The sequence below is a fragment of the Chitinophaga lutea genome, from assembly GCF_003813775.1.
Taxonomy (GTDB): domain Bacteria; phylum Bacteroidota; class Bacteroidia; order Chitinophagales; family Chitinophagaceae; genus Chitinophaga; species Chitinophaga lutea.
Window position 1 is genome coordinate 955,828 of record NZ_RPDH01000002.1, and the last position, 19,203, is coordinate 975,030.

19 protein-coding genes are annotated in these 19,203 nt (G+C 55.6%); 8 read left to right on the forward strand and 11 right to left on the reverse strand.

The features are described from left to right. Positions 1–12: 12 nt before the first annotated feature. The 3 genes from murI (at position 13) to EGT74_RS16110 (ending at position 3,715) form a co-directional block, all read left to right on the forward strand. On the forward strand, positions 13–840 hold the full coding sequence (murI, locus tag EGT74_RS16100) for a glutamate racemase (protein ID WP_123847604.1): 828 nt from the start codon (positions 13–15) through the stop codon (positions 838–840). 32 nt (positions 841–872) lie between these two features. After that, complete coding sequence (locus EGT74_RS16105) at positions 873–1,388, forward strand: ferritin (RefSeq protein WP_123847605.1); 516 nt, start codon at positions 873–875, stop codon at positions 1,386–1,388. Between the two features lie 209 nt (positions 1,389–1,597). Next, a complete protein-coding gene (locus EGT74_RS16110; RefSeq protein WP_158618181.1) occupies positions 1,598–3,715 on the forward strand; it encodes an ATP-binding protein in 2,118 nt (705 codons plus the stop codon). Positions 3,716–3,944: 229 nt separating this feature from the next. Here the strand turns inward: EGT74_RS16110 and EGT74_RS16115 are convergent, their stop codons facing one another. The 8 genes from EGT74_RS16115 to EGT74_RS16150 form a co-directional block, all read right to left on the reverse strand. Continuing rightward, the gene (locus tag EGT74_RS16115; protein WP_123847607.1) at positions 3,945–5,168 is read right to left on the reverse strand and encodes an MFS transporter; all 1,224 of its coding nucleotides are present in this window, start codon (positions 5,166–5,168) and stop codon (positions 3,945–3,947) included. Between the two features lie 16 nt (positions 5,169–5,184). Then, positions 5,185–5,955, reverse strand: coding sequence for a 3-ketoacyl-ACP reductase (locus EGT74_RS16120; RefSeq protein ID WP_123847608.1), 771 nt, complete (start codon positions 5,953–5,955; stop codon positions 5,185–5,187). After that, entirely contained in the window at positions 5,952–7,112 is a 1,161-nt protein-coding gene (locus EGT74_RS16125) for a Gfo/Idh/MocA family protein (RefSeq protein ID WP_220392891.1), read from the reverse strand. Before EGT74_RS16125 ends, EGT74_RS16120 begins: the two co-directional genes overlap by 4 nt. 11 nt (positions 7,113–7,123) lie before the next feature. After that, entirely contained in the window at positions 7,124–7,948 is an 825-nt protein-coding gene (locus EGT74_RS16130) for a sugar phosphate isomerase/epimerase family protein (RefSeq protein ID WP_123847609.1), read from the reverse strand. Continuing rightward, positions 7,945–9,291: a glycoside hydrolase family 88 protein gene (locus tag EGT74_RS16135; RefSeq protein WP_123847610.1), complete on the reverse strand. Its 1,347-nt coding sequence runs from the start codon at positions 9,289–9,291 to the stop codon at positions 7,945–7,947. Before EGT74_RS16135 ends, EGT74_RS16130 begins: the two co-directional genes overlap by 4 nt. A 250-nt stretch (positions 9,292–9,541) precedes the next feature. Beyond that, entirely contained in the window at positions 9,542–10,411 is an 870-nt protein-coding gene (locus tag EGT74_RS16140) for a chromate resistance protein ChrB domain-containing protein (protein WP_123847611.1), read from the reverse strand. Positions 10,412–10,555: 144 nt separating this feature from the next. Continuing rightward, on the reverse strand, positions 10,556–11,578 hold the full coding sequence (locus EGT74_RS16145; RefSeq protein ID WP_123847612.1) for a beta-propeller domain-containing protein: 1,023 nt from the start codon (positions 11,576–11,578) through the stop codon (positions 10,556–10,558). A gap of 50 nt (positions 11,579–11,628) precedes the next feature. Next, entirely contained in the window at positions 11,629–12,069 is a 441-nt protein-coding gene (locus EGT74_RS16150; RefSeq protein ID WP_123847613.1) for a nuclear transport factor 2 family protein, read from the reverse strand. Between the two features lie 195 nt (positions 12,070–12,264). Between EGT74_RS16150 and EGT74_RS16155 the strand changes: the two genes are divergently transcribed. Beyond that, positions 12,265–13,212: a nitrilase family protein gene (locus EGT74_RS16155; RefSeq protein ID WP_123847614.1), complete on the forward strand. Its 948-nt coding sequence runs from the start codon at positions 12,265–12,267 to the stop codon at positions 13,210–13,212. A 79-nt stretch (positions 13,213–13,291) separates the two neighbouring features. On the opposite strand, the gene EGT74_RS16160 is transcribed toward EGT74_RS16155, so the two are convergent. Continuing rightward, positions 13,292–14,593, reverse strand: a complete 1,302-nt coding sequence (locus EGT74_RS16160) for an O-acetylhomoserine aminocarboxypropyltransferase/cysteine synthase family protein (protein WP_123847615.1) — start codon at positions 14,591–14,593, stop codon at positions 13,292–13,294. Positions 14,594–14,754: 161 nt separating this feature from the next. On the opposite strand from EGT74_RS16160, the gene EGT74_RS16165 reads away from it, so the two are divergent. From EGT74_RS16165 to EGT74_RS16180, 4 genes are all read left to right on the forward strand, one after another. After that, positions 14,755–15,264: a hypothetical protein gene (locus EGT74_RS16165; RefSeq protein WP_123847616.1), complete on the forward strand. Its 510-nt coding sequence runs from the start codon at positions 14,755–14,757 to the stop codon at positions 15,262–15,264. Between the two features lie 193 nt (positions 15,265–15,457). Further along, on the forward strand, positions 15,458–15,922 hold the full coding sequence (locus tag EGT74_RS16170) for an SRPBCC family protein (RefSeq protein ID WP_123847617.1): 465 nt from the start codon (positions 15,458–15,460) through the stop codon (positions 15,920–15,922). Between the two features lie 43 nt (positions 15,923–15,965). Further along, positions 15,966–16,418: a hypothetical protein gene (locus tag EGT74_RS16175; protein ID WP_123847618.1), complete on the forward strand. Its 453-nt coding sequence runs from the start codon at positions 15,966–15,968 to the stop codon at positions 16,416–16,418. Between the two features lie 88 nt (positions 16,419–16,506). After that, positions 16,507–17,565 (forward strand): sialidase family protein, encoded by a 1,059-nt coding sequence (locus EGT74_RS16180; protein WP_123847619.1) that lies wholly within the window; start codon positions 16,507–16,509, stop codon positions 17,563–17,565. A 6-nt stretch (positions 17,566–17,571) separates the two neighbouring features. Here the strand turns inward: EGT74_RS16180 and EGT74_RS16185 are convergent, their stop codons facing one another. Together EGT74_RS16185 and EGT74_RS16190 are read right to left on the reverse strand one after the other, a co-directional pair. Then, positions 17,572–18,066, reverse strand: a complete 495-nt coding sequence (locus tag EGT74_RS16185) for a hypothetical protein (protein WP_123847620.1) — start codon at positions 18,064–18,066, stop codon at positions 17,572–17,574. 26 nt (positions 18,067–18,092) lie between these two features. Beyond that, the gene (locus EGT74_RS16190; protein ID WP_317126717.1) at positions 18,093–18,863 is read right to left on the reverse strand and encodes a DeoR/GlpR family DNA-binding transcription regulator; all 771 of its coding nucleotides are present in this window, start codon (positions 18,861–18,863) and stop codon (positions 18,093–18,095) included. Positions 18,864–19,203: the final 340 nt, after the last annotated feature.

Genomic DNA, 19,203 nt, shown 5'->3' on the forward strand with positions numbered 1-19,203 from the left:
AATTTGCGGGCCATGAACAGGCAACAGGGACCAATAGGCGTATTCGATTCGGGCTATGGCGGGTTAACAGTACTGAAAGAAATTGTCAAGGAATTACCGCAGTACGACTACATCTACCTTGGAGACAATGGCCGTGCTCCTTACGGCATCCGGTCGTTCGAAACCGTTTACCATTACACGCTTGAATGTGTGCAGCACCTTTTCCGGATGGGCTGCCACCTGGTGGTGCTGGCCTGCAACACGGCATCGGCCAAGGCGCTGCGCACCATCCAGCAAAACGACCTGCCGAAGATCGACCCCGAGCGGCGCGTGCTCGGCATCATCCGGCCTACCACTGAAATCGTGGGCAACCATACCCGCAGCCGGCAGGTAGGCATCTTCGGCACCAGCGGCACCGTCAATTCACAGAGTTACCCGATCGAAATAGAAAAGTTTTTCCCCGACGTACAGGTATTCCAGCAGGCCTGCCCCATGTGGGTGCCCCTGGTGGAAAACAATGAATACAACAGCGAGGGCGCGGATTATTTCATTAACAAATACATCCGCCAGTTGCTCGTGCAGTCGGGCGATATCGATACCATCGTGCTGGGCTGTACGCACTATCCCCTGCTGGCGGACAAGATACAGGAACATCTTCCCCCCGGCATCACCCTGCTATCCCAGGGCGAACTGCTGGCCAAAAGCCTGGCCGGTTACCTGCGGCGCCACCCCGAAATGCAGGCGAAATGCAGCACGGGCGGCGGCAGAACGTTTTATACCACCGACGATACGGAAACGTTCGACCGCCAGGCCGGTATTTTTTTCGGGGACTCCATTACCAGCAGGCATCTTGCCTTATAATTTGTATATTTAATCAACAAGATATTCCTACTATGCTAAGTAAAACAATCCAAGAAGCGCTGAACGCACAGGTTGCCCTCGAAGCAGCCTCTTCCCAGGCTTACCTCGCCATGGCATCCTGGGCCGATATCCAACCCGGCTTGCAGGGGGTATCCGAGTTCTTTTATGTGCAGTCCGACGAGGAAAGGGTACATATGCTCAAGCTGATCAAGTTTGTGAACGAACGCGGCGGTTTCGGCATAGTGCCGCACCTGGGGCAACCCATCATCACTTTCGTATCGCTGAAAAGAGTGTTCGAGGAATTCCTCGCCCACGAAATAAAAGTGTCTGAAAGCATTAACGACCTGGTGCACATGGCGCTGCAGGAAAAGGATTACGCCACCCACAACTTCCTGCAATGGTACGTATCCGAGCAGATCGAAGAAGAAAGGCTGGCCCGCACGCTCAACGAGAAGCTGGAGCTGATCGGGGAAGACAAAAGCGGCCTCTACCTGTTTGACCGGGACATCCAGAACTACCGGCTTCAGTCGGAACGGAAAGGAAAATAATCTTCCAGTGCAGGGGCCCCGCTCCTGCACTCTTTTTTTATACCAGTTGTTAATAACCGACCGTCTGCCGTTAACATTTTTTACACCGTCTGTAGTTGATATCTAAGCAGACCTTCATCTATACCCAGCTTATGCAGCATTCACCGCAAACTCCCGGAAACAAGAGAAAAGGAAACCGTGCGCTCCTCTTCCGTTATGCTTTGCTTGCTTTGTTGATCACCGCACTTACCGCGATATTGCTTATCCGTTTTTTCCAGCAGCAGCAATACAAAAAACTGCACGCAGCCGTTGAAGAACTGGCTGAAACACGCCAGCAGAAAGACTGGATAGGCGACGCCATCCAGAACATGTACGCCGCGGAAAATCACTTCCGTTTTTTTACCCTTACCTACCAGAACGCTTATTTTGCCCGTTACAGCGATGCGCTGCGCAACGTGTCCGCCGACCTCGATTCGCTGGAGCAGCATCAGCAAAGGGAAGCGGGACTGGGCAAGCTGCTCGCCACGAAAAGAGCCCGGAGCGACATCTTCATCCGCATCAAACGCTCCACCGATTCGCTCATTGCCATGACTGCCGGCTGGGACACCACGCGGGAGCGGAACCTCCTGCGGCCCCTTACCGCCATGCCCTTCAAACACCACGTGCAGGTAGATACGATCCGGAACAGCTACACGGCTACCAGGGCCGGTAAAAAGAAGAAACTCTTCGGCCGCATCGCCGACGCGGTGGCGAATAAAAACAATGCCGCCACGGATTCGGCGGCCAGCACCAGCATCGTCAAAACCACCGTCAGCGATGCGCGCAGCAAACAATACAACGAACAGCAACTGCAGAAGATCCATGCCTATTACACGGATTTGTTCCGGAAAGTCAGCGCCGGGCAGGCCAACCTCAACCGCCACGAATATGAAATGGTGGCGGCCAACGACCGCATGCTGAAAACATTGCAGACCGACCTGCAGGCGCTGAAACACGACGAAACCGAAGCCCTCGCCCAGCGCCAGCAGGCACAGGCCGCCGATATCGGCATTCTGCTGGCAAGATGGAACCGCGACACGCTGGGCGGCACCGTGCTCATCGTGCTGCTGCTGGCGCTCGTACTGGCATTGATTTATAGCAGCTACCGGATCAGTGCGCGGCTGAACGTAGCGCGCCTCGAAGCGCTGCGTTTCTCCAAACTGAAAAGCGATTTCGTATCCAACATGAGCCACGAAATACGCACCCCGCTCAGCTCGGTGATCGGGTTTACGGAGCAGCTGAAAAACACGGCGCTGCAGGGCGAGCAGGAAGAGATGGTAGACGCCATCCAGCTTTCATCGAGCATGCTGCTGAGCGTGGTGAACAACGTGCTTGATTTTTCGAAACTCGAGGAAGGCAAACTCCAGCTCGAAGCCGTTCCTTTTTCCCCGCGGCAGGTGGTGGAAGAAGTGTCCAAAGGCATGCAGGTGCAGGCGGAACAGAAAAACATCGAACTGCGCGAACGGTTCGGGTTTGCCGGCGGCGAAATGGTGGAAGGCGACGCTTTCCGCCTGAAGCAGGTGCTGGTGAACCTGGTGAGCAACGCCGTGAAATTCACCCCTGTCGGCGGTTCGGTGCTGATCGACGCCGTGTTGTTTTCACAGAACGGCCGCCGCATACTGGAAGTGGCGGTAAAAGATTCCGGCATCGGCATGTCCGGCCAGCAACTGAAACAAATTTTCGAGGAATACACCCAGTTGCCGGTGGTGAACGCGGAGCCCGGCGCGCCGAAAGGCTCGGGCCTGGGCCTGGCCATCGTGAAAAAAATTGTGGACCTGCATCACGGAACGGTACAGGTAGACAGCAAGCCCGGCGAAGGCTCCACCTTCCGTGTAACGCTGCCTTACAAAACCGCCGTTTTAACGCCCGTTCAGGCAACCATCCCTGCTCCCACCGTACCTGCCGCGCCACCACACATTTCAAGGGCGCTCATCGTGGAAGACAACCTGCTTAACAGGCGGCTGCTGGAGATCATTCTCGAACGCCTCAACATCGCCTACGCCACCGCCACCAATGGCATAGAAGGGCTGCAAATGATGAAAGAACAGCATTTCGATATCGTGTTCACAGACATTGCCATGCCCGAAATGGACGGCCTCGAAATGGTGCGGCACATCCGCCGCCTCCCCGATACCATCAAAGCCGGCACGCCCATTATCGCCATTACCGGCAATGCCGTGAAAGAAGAGCTCGACCTCTACATGCGCTCCGGTTTCACCAGCTACATCCTCAAACCCTTCCGCGAAACGGAAGTGGTGGAGAAAATCAACGCCACCCGCAAAAACGGGAAACTGTCGAAGCAGGAGTAGCCGCAAAAGAAAAAACCACGCGCGAAGCGTGGTTACAATTCGTTCCTTCCGGATGTGGTAGCAATCTTAGGGGTACCGGAAGGGCTGTTAAATTTCGCTAACAATGATGCAGCAGCCAGGGCAAGTTTGATGCCACAGCGTTTAAGGCGCATAACACACTCATTATCAATGTCGTCAAACTCCCGATATTGTCCGCTTTTGCACAGGTTTGTCCGGTTGCGGACAAAGCCTACTCCGTATAGTCCATATCTTTTGAAAAGGTTTCATCGAGCCGGCGCAGCGCCAGCAATGCGATGGCGATCGTCAGCGCGCCCACCGCGCCCGCGCTGTGCAGCACGCCCCAGTGCGGTTTGAGATAAAGGAACAGCATGGTCAGGGGAATCACCGCGCCCCGCACGAAATTGGGCACGGTGGTGGCCACCGTGGCGCGCAGGTTGGTGCCGAACAGTTCCGCCGCCACCGTAACGAACAATGCCCAGTAACCGTTCGCAAATCCCAGCAGCACGCAGACGATGTAGAAGGTCTGCACCTCCCTGAACGGCAGCAGCAGATAAATCAGGATCATGGTCAGCGACAGCAGGATGAACAGGAAGATGATCTTCTTCCGGCTCTGTACCCACTGGCTGAGCAGGCCGCTGGCAATATCGCCGAACACCTGCCCCGCAAATGCCAGCATCACCGCTTTACCCGCCACCACCGGGGCGTTGAGCTGCATCGCCTTCCCGAATTCCGGGGAAAAGGTAATGAGGATGCCCACCACGAACCAGATAGGTAAGCCGATGGCGATGCATTGCAGGTAACGGAACAAGCGCCGGCCCGAGAAAAGCGAAAGGAAGTTGCCGCGCCGCACCTGCTGCAGTTTTGTTTTTTCATAGATGCCGGATTCCATCACCTTCATGCGCAGCACAAGCAGCAACAGGCCGAGCCCGCCGCCGATAAAATAGGAAATGCGCCACTGGAAGAGGTCGGCCATGAAATACGCCATGATGGCCCCGACTACGCCCAGCGTGGCCACCAGGGTGGTGCCGTAGCCGCGGATGCGTTTGGGCAGCACTTCCGTTACCAGCGTAACGCCTGCGCCCAGTTCGCCCGCCAGCCCGATGCCGGCAATGAAACGCATCACGGCGTATTGCGGCACGGTTTGCACGAACCCGTTGGCGATGTTGGCGAGGGAATAAATGAGGATGGAGCCGAACAGCACGGAGAGGCGTCCTTTCTTGTCGCCCAGCACGCCCCAGATGATGCCGCCGATGAGCAGGCCCGCCATCTGCATATTAAGCAGCAGCGCACCTTCGTGCAGCAGCGCATCGTCTTTGAGGCCGAGCGATTGCAGGCTGGGCACTCTCACCACACTGAACAGGAAAAGGTCGTACATGTCCACCAGGTACCCGAAAGCGGCTACCAGTACAGGGAGGCGGAGCAGTTCTTTCATCGTGGAATTGTTGTCGGGCATGATGTGCTGTTAAGGGTTATAATCTCGGAATGGAGAAACCGCCGTCGACCATGATCACCTGGCCGGTGGAATAGGCCAGCTCGCCGGCTGCCAGCAGGGCCACCGCTTTGCCCACGTCTTCGGGCGTGCCCCACCTGGCCTGTACGAGCAGCCCCTGGCTGATGAGCTGATCGTATTTTTCTTTCACGCCGGTGGTCATATCCGTAGCGATGATGCCGGGGCGCACTTCGTACACGGGGATGCCGTATGCGCCGAGGCGCACGGCCAGCAGCTGCGTCACCATGCTGAGGCCCGCTTTCGATATGCAGTATTCCCCGCGGTTCACGGAAGCTACGGTGGCGGAGATGGAAGATACGTTGATGATGCAGCCGCTGAAATCCGGGGCGGCCTGCTGCTGGCGGAGCATCCAGTTGGCCACCGCCTGCGCGAGGAAAAACGGGCCTTTCAGGTTCATGCCCATCACGCGGTCGTAACTTTCTTCGGGCATTTCCAGCACGTCTTTCCGTTCTTTCGGCGCCACACCGGCGTTGTTGACGAGCACGTGCAACGCGCCGTAGTGCGCCTGCACCTGTTCCAGCATGCGTTCCCGCTGGCGCGCATCGGATACGTCGGCCTGGCAATAGATCACATCCGTGCCGTAGCGCTGCAGCATGGCGATGGTATCCATCACTTCCGCGGGTTCGCGCACGCCGTTGATGGCCAGCCGGAATCCTCTCTGCGCCAGCATTTCAGCGATGCCCAGGCCGATGCCGCGGCTGCCGCCGGTGATAAGTGCTACTTTTTTCATAACGGGTCTACGTTTATCCAGCAACGTTTGGCCCAGCTTTCAAGGCCTTTTTCGGCCAGCTGTACGCCCTTCGCGCCTTCTTTGAGGTCCCAGGGAAAGGGATCGTTTTTCACGACATGCCGCAGGAACAGTTCCCACTGGGCCTTGAAAGCATTGTCGTATGTTTCCTGGTCGGGCACCTTCGCCCAGCCGTCGAAGAATCTGACGGGTTGTTCGATATCCGGGTTCCAGACGGGTTTGGGCGTGTTGCCGTAATGCTGGGTGTAACACTCCCGCAAACCCGCCACCGCGGAGCCGTGCGTGCCGTCTACCTGCAGGGTGAGCAGGTCGTCGCGGCGCACGCGGGTGGTCCATGATGAATTGAAATGCGCGATAATGCCGCCCTCCAGTTCAAACGTGGCGTACGCCGCATCGTCCGCCGTGCAGGCATATGGGTTACCCTGTTCGTCGATCCGTTCGGGGATGTGCGTGGCGCCGAGGCAGCTCACCGCCTTCACGGCGCCGAACAGGTTATCGAGCACGTACCGCCAGTGGCAAAGCATATCGAGGATGATGCCGCCTTCGTCTTCTTTCCGGTAATTCCACGACGGACGTTGCGCGGGAATGGAATGGCCTTCGAACACCCAGTAACCGAATTCGCCTTTGACAGACAGGATGCGGCCGAAAAAGCCCTGCTGCATCAACCGTTTTAATTTCATGAGGCCCGGCAGCCAGAGTTTGTCCTGCACCACGCCGTGTTTGACGCCCGCCTGTTCGCAGAGCCGGTGCAGCTCCAGCGCCACGGCCGTTTCCGAGGCTACCGGTTTCTCGCAGTAAATATGTTTGCCCACTGCTACGGCCTGCCGGATGCTCTGGGCGCGGCGGCCGGTGGTCTGCGCGTCGAAATAGATCGTGTAAGCCGGGTCGCTCAGCACGCCTTTAAGATCGGTCGTAAAAGCGCCGATGCCGCTCTTTTCCGCCAGCTGCTGCAGGCGGGTATGGTTGCGGCCTACCAGTACGGGCTCGGGCATGATATATTCCGTGTCGCTGATCTTCACCCCGCCCTGCTGGATGATAGGCACGATGGATCGCAGCAGGTGCTGGTTGGTGCCCATTCTGCCCGTTACGCCGTTCATGATGATACCGATACGGTGTACCTTTTTTTGTTCGTCTGCCATCTTGTTGTTTTTCAGGAATGATGTAGATATGCCTGTTTGATTTTTTGCAGGAACTGCTGCTGGTTGCCGGCCCAATATTCGGTGGAAAAGATCTCCACTTCGTGGAACCCTTTAAACCCGGCTGCTTCCACCCATTCGCGTATCTGCCGCACGGGAATGCAGCCCTCTCCCATCAGGCCGCGGTCGAGCAGCAGGTCGCGCGTAGGCACGCGCCAGTCGCAAATGTGAAAAGCCAGCAAATGCCCGTTGCGCCCGCAGCGCATGATCTCCTGTTCGAGCATGGGATCCCACCAGAGATGATACACGTCCACCGCCACGCCCACCCATGGCGAGTTCAGCGCTTCAGCCATATCGTTGGCCTGCGCCAGGGTGTTGATCGCCGAGCGTGTATCGGCATACATCGGGTGCAGCGGCTCAATGGCCAGTTGCACGCCCGCCGCCCTGGCGGCGGGCTCTATGGCGGCTATGCCGTCGAGTATCTGTTTGCGCGAGGTTTCCAGCGGCAGGCCCGCCGCCGCGCCGCACACAAGTACCAACAAGGGAGCGCCCAATGCGGCCGCTTCGGCAATCGCGCGGAGATTGTCTTCCACCGCCTCCGCCCTGCCGGCGGAGGCGGCATGAGGGAAAAAACCGCCGCGGCACAACGATACGATCTCGAGCCCTTCATCCCGCAGCATCCGCCCCGTGGCCCGGATGTCGCGGCCGGCCAGTGCATCGCGCCAGACGGTGATGCCGCTGATGCCCTCGCCGTTGTAGGCCACCGCCGCTTCTTCGATAGATAACGGTTTGGTGGTGATGGTATGCACGCATAACCTGGACAAATCAGTACCACTCATAACACACAGTTGAAGAAGGTGTAATAAGGTTCGCCGGTGATCATCCGCTGCACCAGCAGGGCCAGCTCGCGGATGTGATAATCGCCCCACATGCAGGATTCCCCGCAGGGCACCTTGCTGCCCGGCGGCGTATAGTCCCAGCCGTTAGGCCGGTGATAGATGGTATGCAGCAGCAGTCCTTCATGGTTCGGGTCCGTACTGAGATACGGGGGCTCTAAAAGCGTTTGCAGTACGGTGAGGCCAGCCTGCATATACCGCCGCCCGCTCTCCCCGCCGAGATATTTGCCGAAGCGGATGAGGCCCTGCGCCGCGATGGCGGCTGCCGAACTGTCCACCGGCTCAAAGGCGTTGAAAGGATCGGCAGGACGGTCGAGATAATCCCCCAGATGCGCCAGGCCCGGCGCACCGGTATCCCAATAAGGCACACCGTCGGTGGGTGTTTGCTGCATATAAAACTCGCAGGTGGCGCGGGCCGCTTTTTCCATCCAGGCCAGTTCCGCCTGCTCCGCCCTGCCCGACAGAAACTCCAGCTCTTCGGCAAAGCCCAGCATGGCCCAGGCGAGGCCGCGCGTCCAGGTGCTGAAACCGGAATAACCCTGTTGCGCATTGGGCGCGCGGAATTGACCGTCGTTGGTATTGAAGATGCATTCATGCGCCGTTCTGCCCGGCAATGTATCATAAGCGTCGCGGCTTTCGCCATAGTAGATATTAAAACGGGCGGTGGACTGCATGTGCTGCAGCGCACGGGCTTTCAGGTTGATGCGCACGTCGTTCTCGCCCTGCAGCACATGGCCGAGGGCATCGCTGAGCATCAGGATGCGGCACGAACGGATGGTATCTACAAACAGCGAATGCGGGCCGTTGAAAGAATAGATGTAACCGCCGTCTTTAACGGGCGTCCACCGTGCGGCCTGCACCGCGCCGGACACTTTCAGCGCCAGTTCGTAATACCGCTGCTCCCATTCGCTGTGCGGGATGCGTCCCTCTTTCATGAGGCGCAGCAGGTTGCCGTAAGTACTCACGTTGTTGAAACCATGATCGTGCACGCCGGTATGGCTGAGGTGCGGCGCCATGAAGGCCGTGGTTTTGCTCCGGCCGGCCTGCAGGAATTCCCCGTCGTCGGTGGCGTCGAACTGCAGGATCGCCGAGCCGTACTGAAAACCCTGCGTCCACTCCGTCCAGCCGCGGGTGGTGTATTTCCCTTCGCGTGTGAAAACGGGCGCGCCGTTGGCCGTATTGCAGTGCTGTTCGATGTGGTGGATCTTGGCGGCAGACAGTTGCCAGAATTGCTGCAGCGATGCCGCCAGTTGCTGAGGCTGTAATGCTTCGTTAATCTTTATCATTCCGTGGAAATTTTGGCCCGGGTGGGATTGCGCTGCGTCAGGTTTTCGATGATTGTGCCGATGGGGAAATACCGTGCTGAAAGTGGAATGACTGGCTGTTACGTCTTGTTATTGGAAGATAGGGCAAAAAAATCAGGAAAAGAAACCGGGCGGGAAAATTTCATATCCCGGTAACGGGCATACGCAGTTCAGCGCTGCGCGGGTACGCTGACATACAACGGCCAGCTGCAGATAGCCGACCAGCACCTGCTCAGCCGTTCCCGCCCTCCCTCCGTTTGCGCGCCTGGATGGTTTTCAGGTAGCCCGTCGGTGTTTGGCCGGTAAACTTTCCGAACACCCGCGAAAAATGGCTCTGGTCCGAAAAACCAGTCATGTAAGCGATTTCAGTAAGCGTATACTTGCCTGCTTCCATCAGCTTCTGCGCTTTTTCAATCCGTTGTTTGCGGATGTATTCGCCGAAAGTGAGGTCGTCGAAATAACGGGAAAATTCGCGCGACAGGTAAGAGGGGTTCACTTCGAGCATCGCCGATATCTCTTTCAGGCTCATTGCGAGGTTGGTATCCACCTGGTCCTGTATGATGGCGGCAATTTCTTTCACCCATTCCGGCCGCTTCTGCCGGTCGCTGTACCGCCGTGAAATAAAATCGTGGAACACTTCCATCAGCACCTGTTCCGAATACTGGCGGGTGTGTTTTTCGTGCTGCAGGTGTTTGGCCCAGCTGTAAAGCGCATCGTAGATCACGAGCCCCTGCGTGAGCAGCGCCTGATCGTCGTGGATATTATACGCCATGCCCGCCGCAATGGCCCAGAGACCGGCAGCTTCAGGTGCAAAATCGTGCCGGTCCGTGTCGGCGCCGCGCACGATATCGGCCATCGTTTGCAGGGCAGGCTCTTTGAGCTGGTGTTTTTTGAGGAAATAGTCGAAGGTGCAGCGATCGTCGTAATGACTGTATTCCACGCCGCTGACGTCGAACGGGATGGCGTTTTCTTTCTGGGCGGTGGCGGTTACTTCGTTGTCCGGCACGAACAGTATTTCCGCCTGTGCGTCGATAAAGCGAAGAATAAGCCATGGACAGGCAATCCTGTCTATTTTAGGCCGCTGACGGGTGACCCATTTCATAACAAAACGAATATAGTGATGTTGTTGCGGCGGCTGTTTGGAGATGACGGCCGCTGTCCTTTCCGGGGAAAAGATAATACATTTTCCGGGCAGCGGCGAGGGGAAGATGAAAGTAACGGTTCTGCACGGGCCGGTTCGGCGCCGTCAGAACCTCGGTGGGTCTTCCGGCACGTCGAGTATCTGCACGCAGGATGATGGCCCCAGGTCGGGATCTTTCCACTGATGCAGGGCCCACACCACTTTTTTGTCGGGCGTTATTTCAATCAGCTGCACCACCTTATCCCAGTCTTCTTTCCGCAGAAAACCGCCCCAGTTACAGATCACGGTGTTGCCGTTCTTCAGCCGGCTGACCTGGTGCACCGTGTAAAGCGGAAACCCGGGCAGGTCGTCTTTATTCACTTCCCATACCGTTTCTCCTTTTGCATTCACTTCTTTCACATAACCGTGCTGGTTGCCGCTGATCAGCGTATTACCGTTGCTGAGCCGCAGGGCGGCCCAGGCGGAGGGCGCGTTTACCGAAAAGACAGGCTGCCAGTTGCGGTCGTATTCCACCACTTTGCCCATGTTCAGATGCGCCAGCAGGTAAGTGCCGGCCTTCGTCATGCGGATGTTCCGGAACTGGCCGTGCACGCTCTTCGGATCGTCCGGCCGCGCGGTGGGTACTACCTGCTCCATTTCTGTTTTCCCCGTGCGGCGGTTTACCAGCAATACTTTGGCCGGCGTACCGTTGACGCAAAGGAGCACTTTGTCTGCACCCACAGGTTGTGCAGAATGGCATTCCGTACCGGCGGGACATTTATAATCCCATACGATTTTTTTGGCGGGCGTCACTTCCGCCGCTCCGGTTTTATAGGCGTACACTACGTTTCCGTTGGGCAGCAGGTGAATGTCGCTGTACTCGTTAAGCTGACCAGCTTCGTCTTTGATGGGAATGGCGTATTGCCAGGCTATTTTTCCTTTTTTGATGAGATAGACGGTTTGGGAGTCCTTCCGGGTGTCCCACTGGCCGCTGAAAAGAAAGTCGTGTTGCGCCATACCTTTCCCCGGCAAATGATCAGGGACCGCCGCTCTTGCGGCAGGGCGCGGTTTGGGCGGAGGTTTGGGGGCCGTTGTGTCCTGCGCATAGGATGCCGCGCTGCACAACATACAGATCATCCATGTTTTCATATACGGGAATTTGATTTGCAAACGTTTGCAATGCCAGGACAAAAAAAAAGTTACGGTGCAGGCACCGGCACTTTTACAGCCTGGCGGCCGATCAGTTTCCACTGTCCGTTTTCTTTGCCCCAAACGAGCATTACGTACAGGTTCACGTTGCCGGGCTTGCCGCCGTCGTTGGTCTGTGCGCTGAGCGTATGCCGCACGATCGCCGTATGCCCGGTGATGATGATGGTTTGCGCGGAAAGGTCCATCGTCACAAAATCGGAATGCCCGCTCACAAAGTTGCCGATGAAAGAAGCGCGGTCTTCGACGCGGCCGTTGGAGTGACCATACGTGAGAGTGGCGCCGGTGACTTTTTCGAGGCCCGTTTTATCGGCATCTATCATCGCCTTGCGGAGCGCATCCACGGCTTTGGCCACGGCGGCTTCGTCTTTCGACTGGGCGGCGGCCACATTAAAAAGGGAACTGAACATAAGAAGGGCAAATAATTGTTTCATGTTTTCATTTTTGTGGAACTCCTTCCAAATTACAATTTTTTTGAGCATTGCAAGGGGGAAAAAGACGGGTCGCCGGCGGGTTGTTTTCAGCGGGCCCTGATGGGATACGCCTGCTCCGTGCCGGCACGGAAAAAGTAACCGTATGCCCCACCGGCCCGTCTTCGCCGAATACGGTAAAATTCTTAGCTTGCAGGGATGAAAACACTACAGATCGCCACCGCTCAATTTGAGAATAGCAGCGGTGATAAAGCATATAATTTATCCGTTATCCGCCAGCTCGCCACAAAAGCCGCCGCGGACGGCGCAGACGTAATCGCCTTCCATGAATGTTCCATTACCGGGTACACATTTGCCCGGCACCTCGACAAAGCGCAGATGCTCGACCTCGCAGAAGAAATCCCGGACGGCCCGAGCATTCAGGCCCTGATCGCCATCGCCCGGGAAGCCGGCATCGTGATACTGGCGGGACTGTTTGAGAAAGACGCCGCCGGCGGGTTATACAAAGCCTATGTGTGCGTGGACGGGAACGGCCTCATCGCCAAATACCGCAAACTGCACCCGTTCATCAATCCATACCTTACGCCGGGCGACCGGTACGTGGTATTCGACCTGCTGGGCTGGAAATGCGGCATCCTCATCTGCTACGACAACAATATCATCGAAAACGTAAGAGCCACTACCCTGCTGGGCGCGGACATTATCTTTATGCCGCATGTCACCATGTGCACCCCGTCCACACGCCCCGGCGCAGGTTTTGTAGACCCGGCCCTCTGGGAAAACAGGCATGCCGACCCTACCACGCTGCGCCAGGAATTCGACGGTCTCAAGGGCCGTGCGTGGCTGATGAAGTGGCTGCCCGCACGGGCGTACGACAACGCGATCTACGCCGTGTTCTCCAACCCCATCGGCATGGACGATGACCAGCTCAAAAACGGCTGCTCCATGATACTGGATCCCTTCGGAGACATCATTGCCGAATGCAGGAAACTGGATAACGATTATGCCATCGCCACCATCACGCCCGAAAAGCTGACACTGGCAGGTGGCTACCGCTATAAAAAAGCGAGGAACCCTGCGCTGTACAGGGATATCATCGGGCAGGCGAATACGCCGGAGCAGAAGGTGGTGTGGATGAAGGGGTGATTCCAAAGCGGGAACAATACAATGTGCCCGTCCCGAAGAAGATATTAAAAAGCCTGCGGCATCCCGCAGGCTTTTTAGTTTATATTTTTCCGAAGGCCTGTTCCAGGTCGCCCTTGATATCGTCGATGTGCTCGATACCCAGGGAAATCCGCAGCAGCCCGGGCTCCACGCCTGCTTTCTTCTGCTCTTCCTCGCTCAGTTGCTGGTGCGTGGTAGTGGCCGGGTGAATGATCAGCGTTTTCGAATCGCCCACGTTCGCCAGGTGATAGATTAACGTCAACGACTGCACGAGCTGGTCGGCCGCCTCTTTTCCTCCCTTGATCTTGAACGACAATACGCCGCCGAAACCATGTTTGAGGTACTTTTTACCGAGCTCGTGGTATTTGTTACCGGGCAGGCCGGGATAGTTCACCGATTCCACCTTGGGATGCTGCTGCAGCCATTGCGCGAGCGCCAGCGCATTCTCTACCGTGCGCTGCACCCGCAGCGACAGCGTTTCCAGTCCCTGTAAGAACAGGAATGAATTCTGCGGCGCCAGTGCGGGCCCCCAGCTGCGCAAACCGGTTACCCTTGCACGGATGATGTAGGCAATATTGCCGAACGGACTGGCCGCGCCGAACACCTCCCAGAATTTCATGCCGTGATAGGCTTCGTCCGGCTCGGAGAACTGCGGGAACTTGCCGTTGCCCCAATTGTAATTGCCCCCATCGACGATCATACCGCCGATGCTGTTGCCGTGCCCGCCGATCCACTTGGTGGCCGCCTGCACCACGATGTTGGCGCCATGCTCGATGGGGCGGAACAGGTAACCGGCCGCACCGAACGTATTATCCACCACCAACGGCAGGTCGTGTTTTCTGGCGATCGCCGCGATCTTTTCAAAATCCGGGATGGCGAAACCGGGGTTGCCGATCGTTTCCACGTAAATGGCTTTGGTCCGGTCATCGATCTTTTCTTCAAAGCTCGCCGGGTTGTCGAGGTCCGCAAACCGCGCCTCCACCCCGATTCGTTTGAACGATACCTTGAACTGGTTATAGGTGCCCCCGTAGAGGTATGATGACGTGACGAAATTATCGCCGGGCAGCAAAATGTTGTGCAGGGCGATGAACTGCGCCGCCTGGCCGGATGCAACGGCGAGGCCGCCCACACCGCCTTCCAGGGCCGCCACCCGTTTTTCGAACACGTCGGTGGTGGGATTCATGATGCGTGTGTAGATATTGCCGAACTGCTTCAGCTGAAAAAGATCGGCGGCATGTGAAGCATCGTCAAAGGTATAAGAAGTGGTCTGGTAAATGGGCACTGCGGCCGCTTTGGTGGTGGGATCCGGCTGATAACCTGCATGCACCTGCAGTGTTTCGAAACGTAAGGATTTGTCTGGCATGATGATGATTTTTAGAATATTAGTCTACAAAATAACTAGACTTTTTAGCATTCCAAAATAAAAACTGCGGAACATCAAGAAAAGGCTGCGTTTGATCAAGGAGGCACCTTCCGCATGAAGGGTTTTGCCTTGCTTTGTACCGGACAACAAACCGTACTTATATGAAACATATCACATCTGCCGTTTTCATGATGCTCTGCATCACGCTACTGTCCTTCCGGGCGCATGCCGGCGGGGACTACTTTAAAGTATACCTGAACAACAAGCTCATCCTGGAGAAAAATCTATGGGACCCGCTGAACCTGGAACATCTGCAGCTCGGCAAAGCGAACGTCAACGACAAACTGACTTTCCACTTCAGCCACTGCGGCAAGCTGGGCAACGACCGGAAGATCACCGTCAAAGATGCCAAAGGGAATGCCGTCAAAGAATGGAAATTCCCCGATGCCCCGGGCAGCAGGCAGTCCGGCATGACCATCGCCGTAAAGGACATCCTGGACCTGCAGCAAAGCGACCTGCAATTTTTCTATTCCGCCAAAGAATTGCCGAAAGGGCAGCTGGTGGGTTTGTTCAAGGTCAATGGCAAAACGGCTTTTAACCAGGCAACCGCACCGGAACACCGCCGGTCAGCCGCTCTCCTTCCGTCGAAACGTACATCCGCCGTATTGTAGTGAACAATGTAAATGTTACGCCCCGGCTGCTTCGGCAGTTCGGGGCGTTTTCTATGTTAAAGGCCGACTGGTTACGATAATGTGCTGCCAACTGGTGTATCCGTCCGTCTGCTGTGTATGAGTAACATGGATGATGCCCGGTCCAATTTTGTAGCGGCAGCGCGGCATCTCCCGAAATTGACTATTTTTATGTATGTCGCGCACCTATCGCATCAAAGCCACGCAGGTACTGCCTGTGAGCCAGCAGCAGGCCTGGGATTATTTCAGCAATCCCAACAACCTCCAGCATATCACCCCGCCTTCCATGGGCTTTACCGTGACCAGTGAAACCGATGAAGGGCGTATTTACCCCGGCCTCATCATCGAATACCGCATCAAACCCGTGCTGGGCATTCCCGTGTACTGGATGACGGAAATCACACACGTGCGGCCGTTTGAATTTTTCGTGGACGAGCAGCGTTACGGCCCGTACAGCCTCTGGCACCATCAGCACCATTTCAACCCGGTGGCCGGCGGCGTGGAAATGACAGACATCGTGCATTACCGCATTCCGCTGGGCATGCTGGGCGACCTCGCCAATGCGATGTTCGTCCGGCGCAAACTGGATACGCTTTTCGAGTACCGGCGAAACATCATTCCAAAACTTTTGTTAACTTAACGGTTCAATTTGTACTATCCCTCGTATGTTCCGTTTGTTAAACATGATGGACTGGTTTGGTCCGCTCCCCGTTTTTGAGAAAGTCTACTGGTGTATCGCCATTTTTTTCTCCCTCTTGTTTCTTGTTCAGAATACCCTCAGCCTTTTCGGCGGAGCGCTCGACGACGCCACCGGCGATGTGATGGATATGCCGGATGAAGTAGCCGGCTTCCGTTTTTTTACCCTGCGCAACCTGTTCGGTTTTTTCACCGTGGCGGGATGGGCCGGACTGGCCAGTATCAGCAGCCGCTTTGCTCCCTGGCTGACCCTGCTGCTGTCCGTTATCGCCGGCCTGTTGATGATGCTGATGATGGCGGCCCTGTTTTATTACACCGGCAAAATGGCCTACAGCAGCCTGGTGAAAACGGATGATACACCACAAACGACGGCAGATTCCCCTCAACAGCGGCCCGGTTCTTCCGTATCGCCGACTGCGCCTGCTGACGGGGATAATTGACCATACAAGAAAGATAACATAGCATAAAAAAAGCCCTGCAAATGGCGGGGCTTTTTTATATTTTGAGGAGCCTAAAAAACAAGCCCGCATGAAAAAAATATTCCTGTTATTGCTCCTTGGCACGTGTATCGACACCAGTGCGCAAACTTATGTAGCCCAGCTGGACAAACGGGTGATGATCATGGACAATCCTCCTTTCCCCGAATGCCATGCTTCCACCATCGTGCTGCTGCCGAAAAACCGGCAGATAGCCGCCTGGTTCGGCGGAACGGAAGAAGGGCATAAAGACGTAGGCATCTGGGTCGCGACCTGTGAAGACGGTAAATGGAGCGCGCCGAAAGAAGTTGCCAACGGCGTGATCGACGAAACATTGCGGTATCCCTGCTGGAACCCGGTACTGTTCAGGACCAAAGCCGGCAAGCTGTTTTTATATTACAAAGTAGGCCCCAACCCGCGGGAATGGTGGGGTATGATGATGCAATCCGCCAATAACGGCAAAACCTGGAGCAAACCCGAAAAACTGCCCGACGGTATGCTGGGGCCTATCAAAAACAAACCCGTGCAGCTGAAGAACGGCGATATCCTTTATCCCACCAGCACGGAAAGCACTACCGGCAACATCTGGCACATCCATCTCGAAAAGTCGGATAAAGACGCCCGCAACTGGACGCGCATCCCGATCAATAACGACACCTTCCAGGTGATACAGCCGAGCATCCTGGAATATCCCAACGATTCGATGCAACTGCTGAGCAGAAGCCGGCAGAATTATGTGGTGCAAACCTGGTCCACCGACAAAGGCGCCACCTGGGGCCCGCTGAGCGTGACGACGCTGCCCAACCCCAATTCAGGCACTGATGCGGTTACCCTCAAAAACGGGCTGCAGGCGATCGTGTACAACCCGTTGCGCAAAGGCGAAGGCCGCTCCAAACTGTTTGTCGCCATTTCGAGCGACGGGCAGCAATGGAAACCCGTGTTTTCACTGGAGAATGAAACAAAAGGCGAATACAGCTATCCTGCCATCGTACAGGGCGAAGACGAACGCATCCATATTACGTATACGGCAGACCGTAAGAATATCCGGTATGTGATATTGCGGATCGAACAATCCAAAATCAACGAGCCGCTGAAGCCGGAGGAAAAGTAGGCGGTATCAGGCAGCAACCTGGTTCCCGGGAAGACCGTTCTCCCAATCGTACCTGATTTTGTACAGCTTCCATAAAAAGAGGATGGCCAATACGATCTCAATGTTGAAATTGACGCTCACACCGGAGTTATTGGCGGATAGATAACTGCGGTATCCTGTGTATATACAAACGGGGATGGTGATAAAACAATCGATCATGCCCAGCAAAACGGCCTGGCGCTTTTCCAGCAGCAGGGCCGCAGATACGAGCCCTTTCAGCAAAAAAAGACCCAGCACCAGGAAATATTCCCATGTAAAAGGCTCTTCCACATTAAGCCCCATCAGCGCGAGGGATACGTCTACGCCGGACAGGCTCAATACGAACACCACCGGCACCAGTCCGCCGCAAACAAGGAATATCCACATAAATACTTTGATCCACCAGGGTAGCAGGGTAAAGCGGGCATGGACGGGGATTTCATCGTCGAGCATATCGGGTTGTGCTTCAGGATGGTTGTTCATGGTACAGGCATTAAGATGGCGGCAAGTCACACAATCACCACTTCAATTCCCATATCTTCCAGCAGTTTCACCATGTGTTCCGAAATGCCTTTGTCGGTAATGATCTGATCCACTTCTTCCAGCCGGCAGATTCTGCCGAAACCGCGTTTGCCGAACTTGGACGAGTCCGCCAGCACGATGGTTTTCTGCGCCGCGGCGATCATTTGCTGGTTGAGGTGCGCTTCTGCGATGCTGGTGGTGGTGAGGCCGAATTCCACATCGATGCCGTCTACCCCCAGGAACAGTTTGCTGCAGGAGAAGTCGCTCAGGATTTTTTCCGCGTAAGGGCCGGCCACGGAAGAGGAATTATTGCGGATAACGCCGCCCAGCTGGATGACTTCTATTTCGTGGAAGCGGTTCAGTTCCAGGGCCACGTTGAGGGCGGAGGTGATGATCATCAGCGGGCCGCGCGGCTGGATATGTTTGGCCAGCGCCAGCACGGTGGTACCCGAGGCGATAATGATCGCATCGCCCGGCATGATCAGGGAGGCGGCGGCTTTGCCGATGGCATTCTTTTCTTCCCGGCGGATCTTTTCTTTTTCGTTGACCGGTTTATCGTTGGTATAGGGGTTCTGCACCGTAGCGCCACCGTGGGAGCGGTATAATAACGACTTGTCTTCCAGCAGCTTCAAATCCTTTCGGATTGTTACACCCGAAACGTCCAGCTCTTTACACAATTCGACCACGTTGACATAGCCTTTTTCGTATAATCTGCTTAATATAAACTTGTGCCGCTCCGCGATGTTGATCATTGACATATAGTATAGATTAATTCGGTTTTAACGTCGGAATTCAGGATAAAGCATATTGAAAATCACTGTATTATAATATGGGGCTGCAAAGCCGGATCCTAATTTACGCAGGATTTTTATAAAATCCTTGTTATGAATTCGTAACGGCCGCCGTTTTAAGAAAGATTCCCCATAATTAACCAACTCATTTACAATCATTTACCCATAACAACGCTGATTTCAAAACAAGCTGCCGCCGGGCCCGGGCCGCTTACGGATGCTTGTATAATTTCGTTTTAAATTATTTATTTTTATTTATAATTGCATATAAATATTTCAAAAATGAAAGAAAATTAAATTCCCTGAT

Excerpts from the sequence above, each read along its gene's own strand:
- murI (WP_123847604.1), top strand. The coding sequence starts at position 13 with ATGAACAGGCAACAGGGACCAATAGGCGTATTCGATTCGGGCTATGGC.
- EGT74_RS16105 (WP_123847605.1), top strand. The coding sequence starts at position 873 with ATGCTAAGTAAAACAATCCAAGAAGCGCTGAACGCACAGGTTGCCCTC.
- EGT74_RS16115 (WP_123847607.1), bottom strand. The coding sequence starts at position 5,168 with ATGCCCGACAACAATTCCACGATGAAAGAACTGCTCCGCCTCCCTGTA.
- EGT74_RS16120 (WP_123847608.1), bottom strand. The coding sequence starts at position 5,955 with ATGAAAAAAGTAGCACTTATCACCGGCGGCAGCCGCGGCATCGGCCTG.
- EGT74_RS16125 (WP_220392891.1), bottom strand. The coding sequence starts at position 7,112 with ATGGCAGACGAACAAAAAAAGGTACACCGTATCGGTATCATCATGAAC.
- EGT74_RS16130 (WP_123847609.1), bottom strand. The coding sequence starts at position 7,948 with ATGAGTGGTACTGATTTGTCCAGGTTATGCGTGCATACCATCACCACC.
- EGT74_RS16135 (WP_123847610.1), bottom strand. The coding sequence starts at position 9,291 with ATGATAAAGATTAACGAAGCATTACAGCCTCAGCAACTGGCGGCATCG.
- EGT74_RS16140 (WP_123847611.1), bottom strand. The coding sequence starts at position 10,411 with ATGAAATGGGTCACCCGTCAGCGGCCTAAAATAGACAGGATTGCCTGT.
- EGT74_RS16145 (WP_123847612.1), bottom strand. The coding sequence starts at position 11,578 with ATGAAAACATGGATGATCTGTATGTTGTGCAGCGCGGCATCCTATGCG.
- EGT74_RS16150 (WP_123847613.1), bottom strand. The coding sequence starts at position 12,069 with ATGAAACAATTATTTGCCCTTCTTATGTTCAGTTCCCTTTTTAATGTG.
- EGT74_RS16155 (WP_123847614.1), top strand. The coding sequence starts at position 12,265 with ATGAAAACACTACAGATCGCCACCGCTCAATTTGAGAATAGCAGCGGT.
- EGT74_RS16160 (WP_123847615.1), bottom strand. The coding sequence starts at position 14,593 with ATGCCAGACAAATCCTTACGTTTCGAAACACTGCAGGTGCATGCAGGT.
- EGT74_RS16165 (WP_123847616.1), top strand. The coding sequence starts at position 14,755 with ATGAAACATATCACATCTGCCGTTTTCATGATGCTCTGCATCACGCTA.
- EGT74_RS16170 (WP_123847617.1), top strand. The coding sequence starts at position 15,458 with ATGTCGCGCACCTATCGCATCAAAGCCACGCAGGTACTGCCTGTGAGC.
- EGT74_RS16175 (WP_123847618.1), top strand. The coding sequence starts at position 15,966 with ATGATGGACTGGTTTGGTCCGCTCCCCGTTTTTGAGAAAGTCTACTGG.
- EGT74_RS16180 (WP_123847619.1), top strand. The coding sequence starts at position 16,507 with ATGAAAAAAATATTCCTGTTATTGCTCCTTGGCACGTGTATCGACACC.
- EGT74_RS16185 (WP_123847620.1), bottom strand. The coding sequence starts at position 18,066 with ATGAACAACCATCCTGAAGCACAACCCGATATGCTCGACGATGAAATC.
- EGT74_RS16190 (WP_317126717.1), bottom strand. The coding sequence starts at position 18,863 with ATGTCAATGATCAACATCGCGGAGCGGCACAAGTTTATATTAAGCAGA.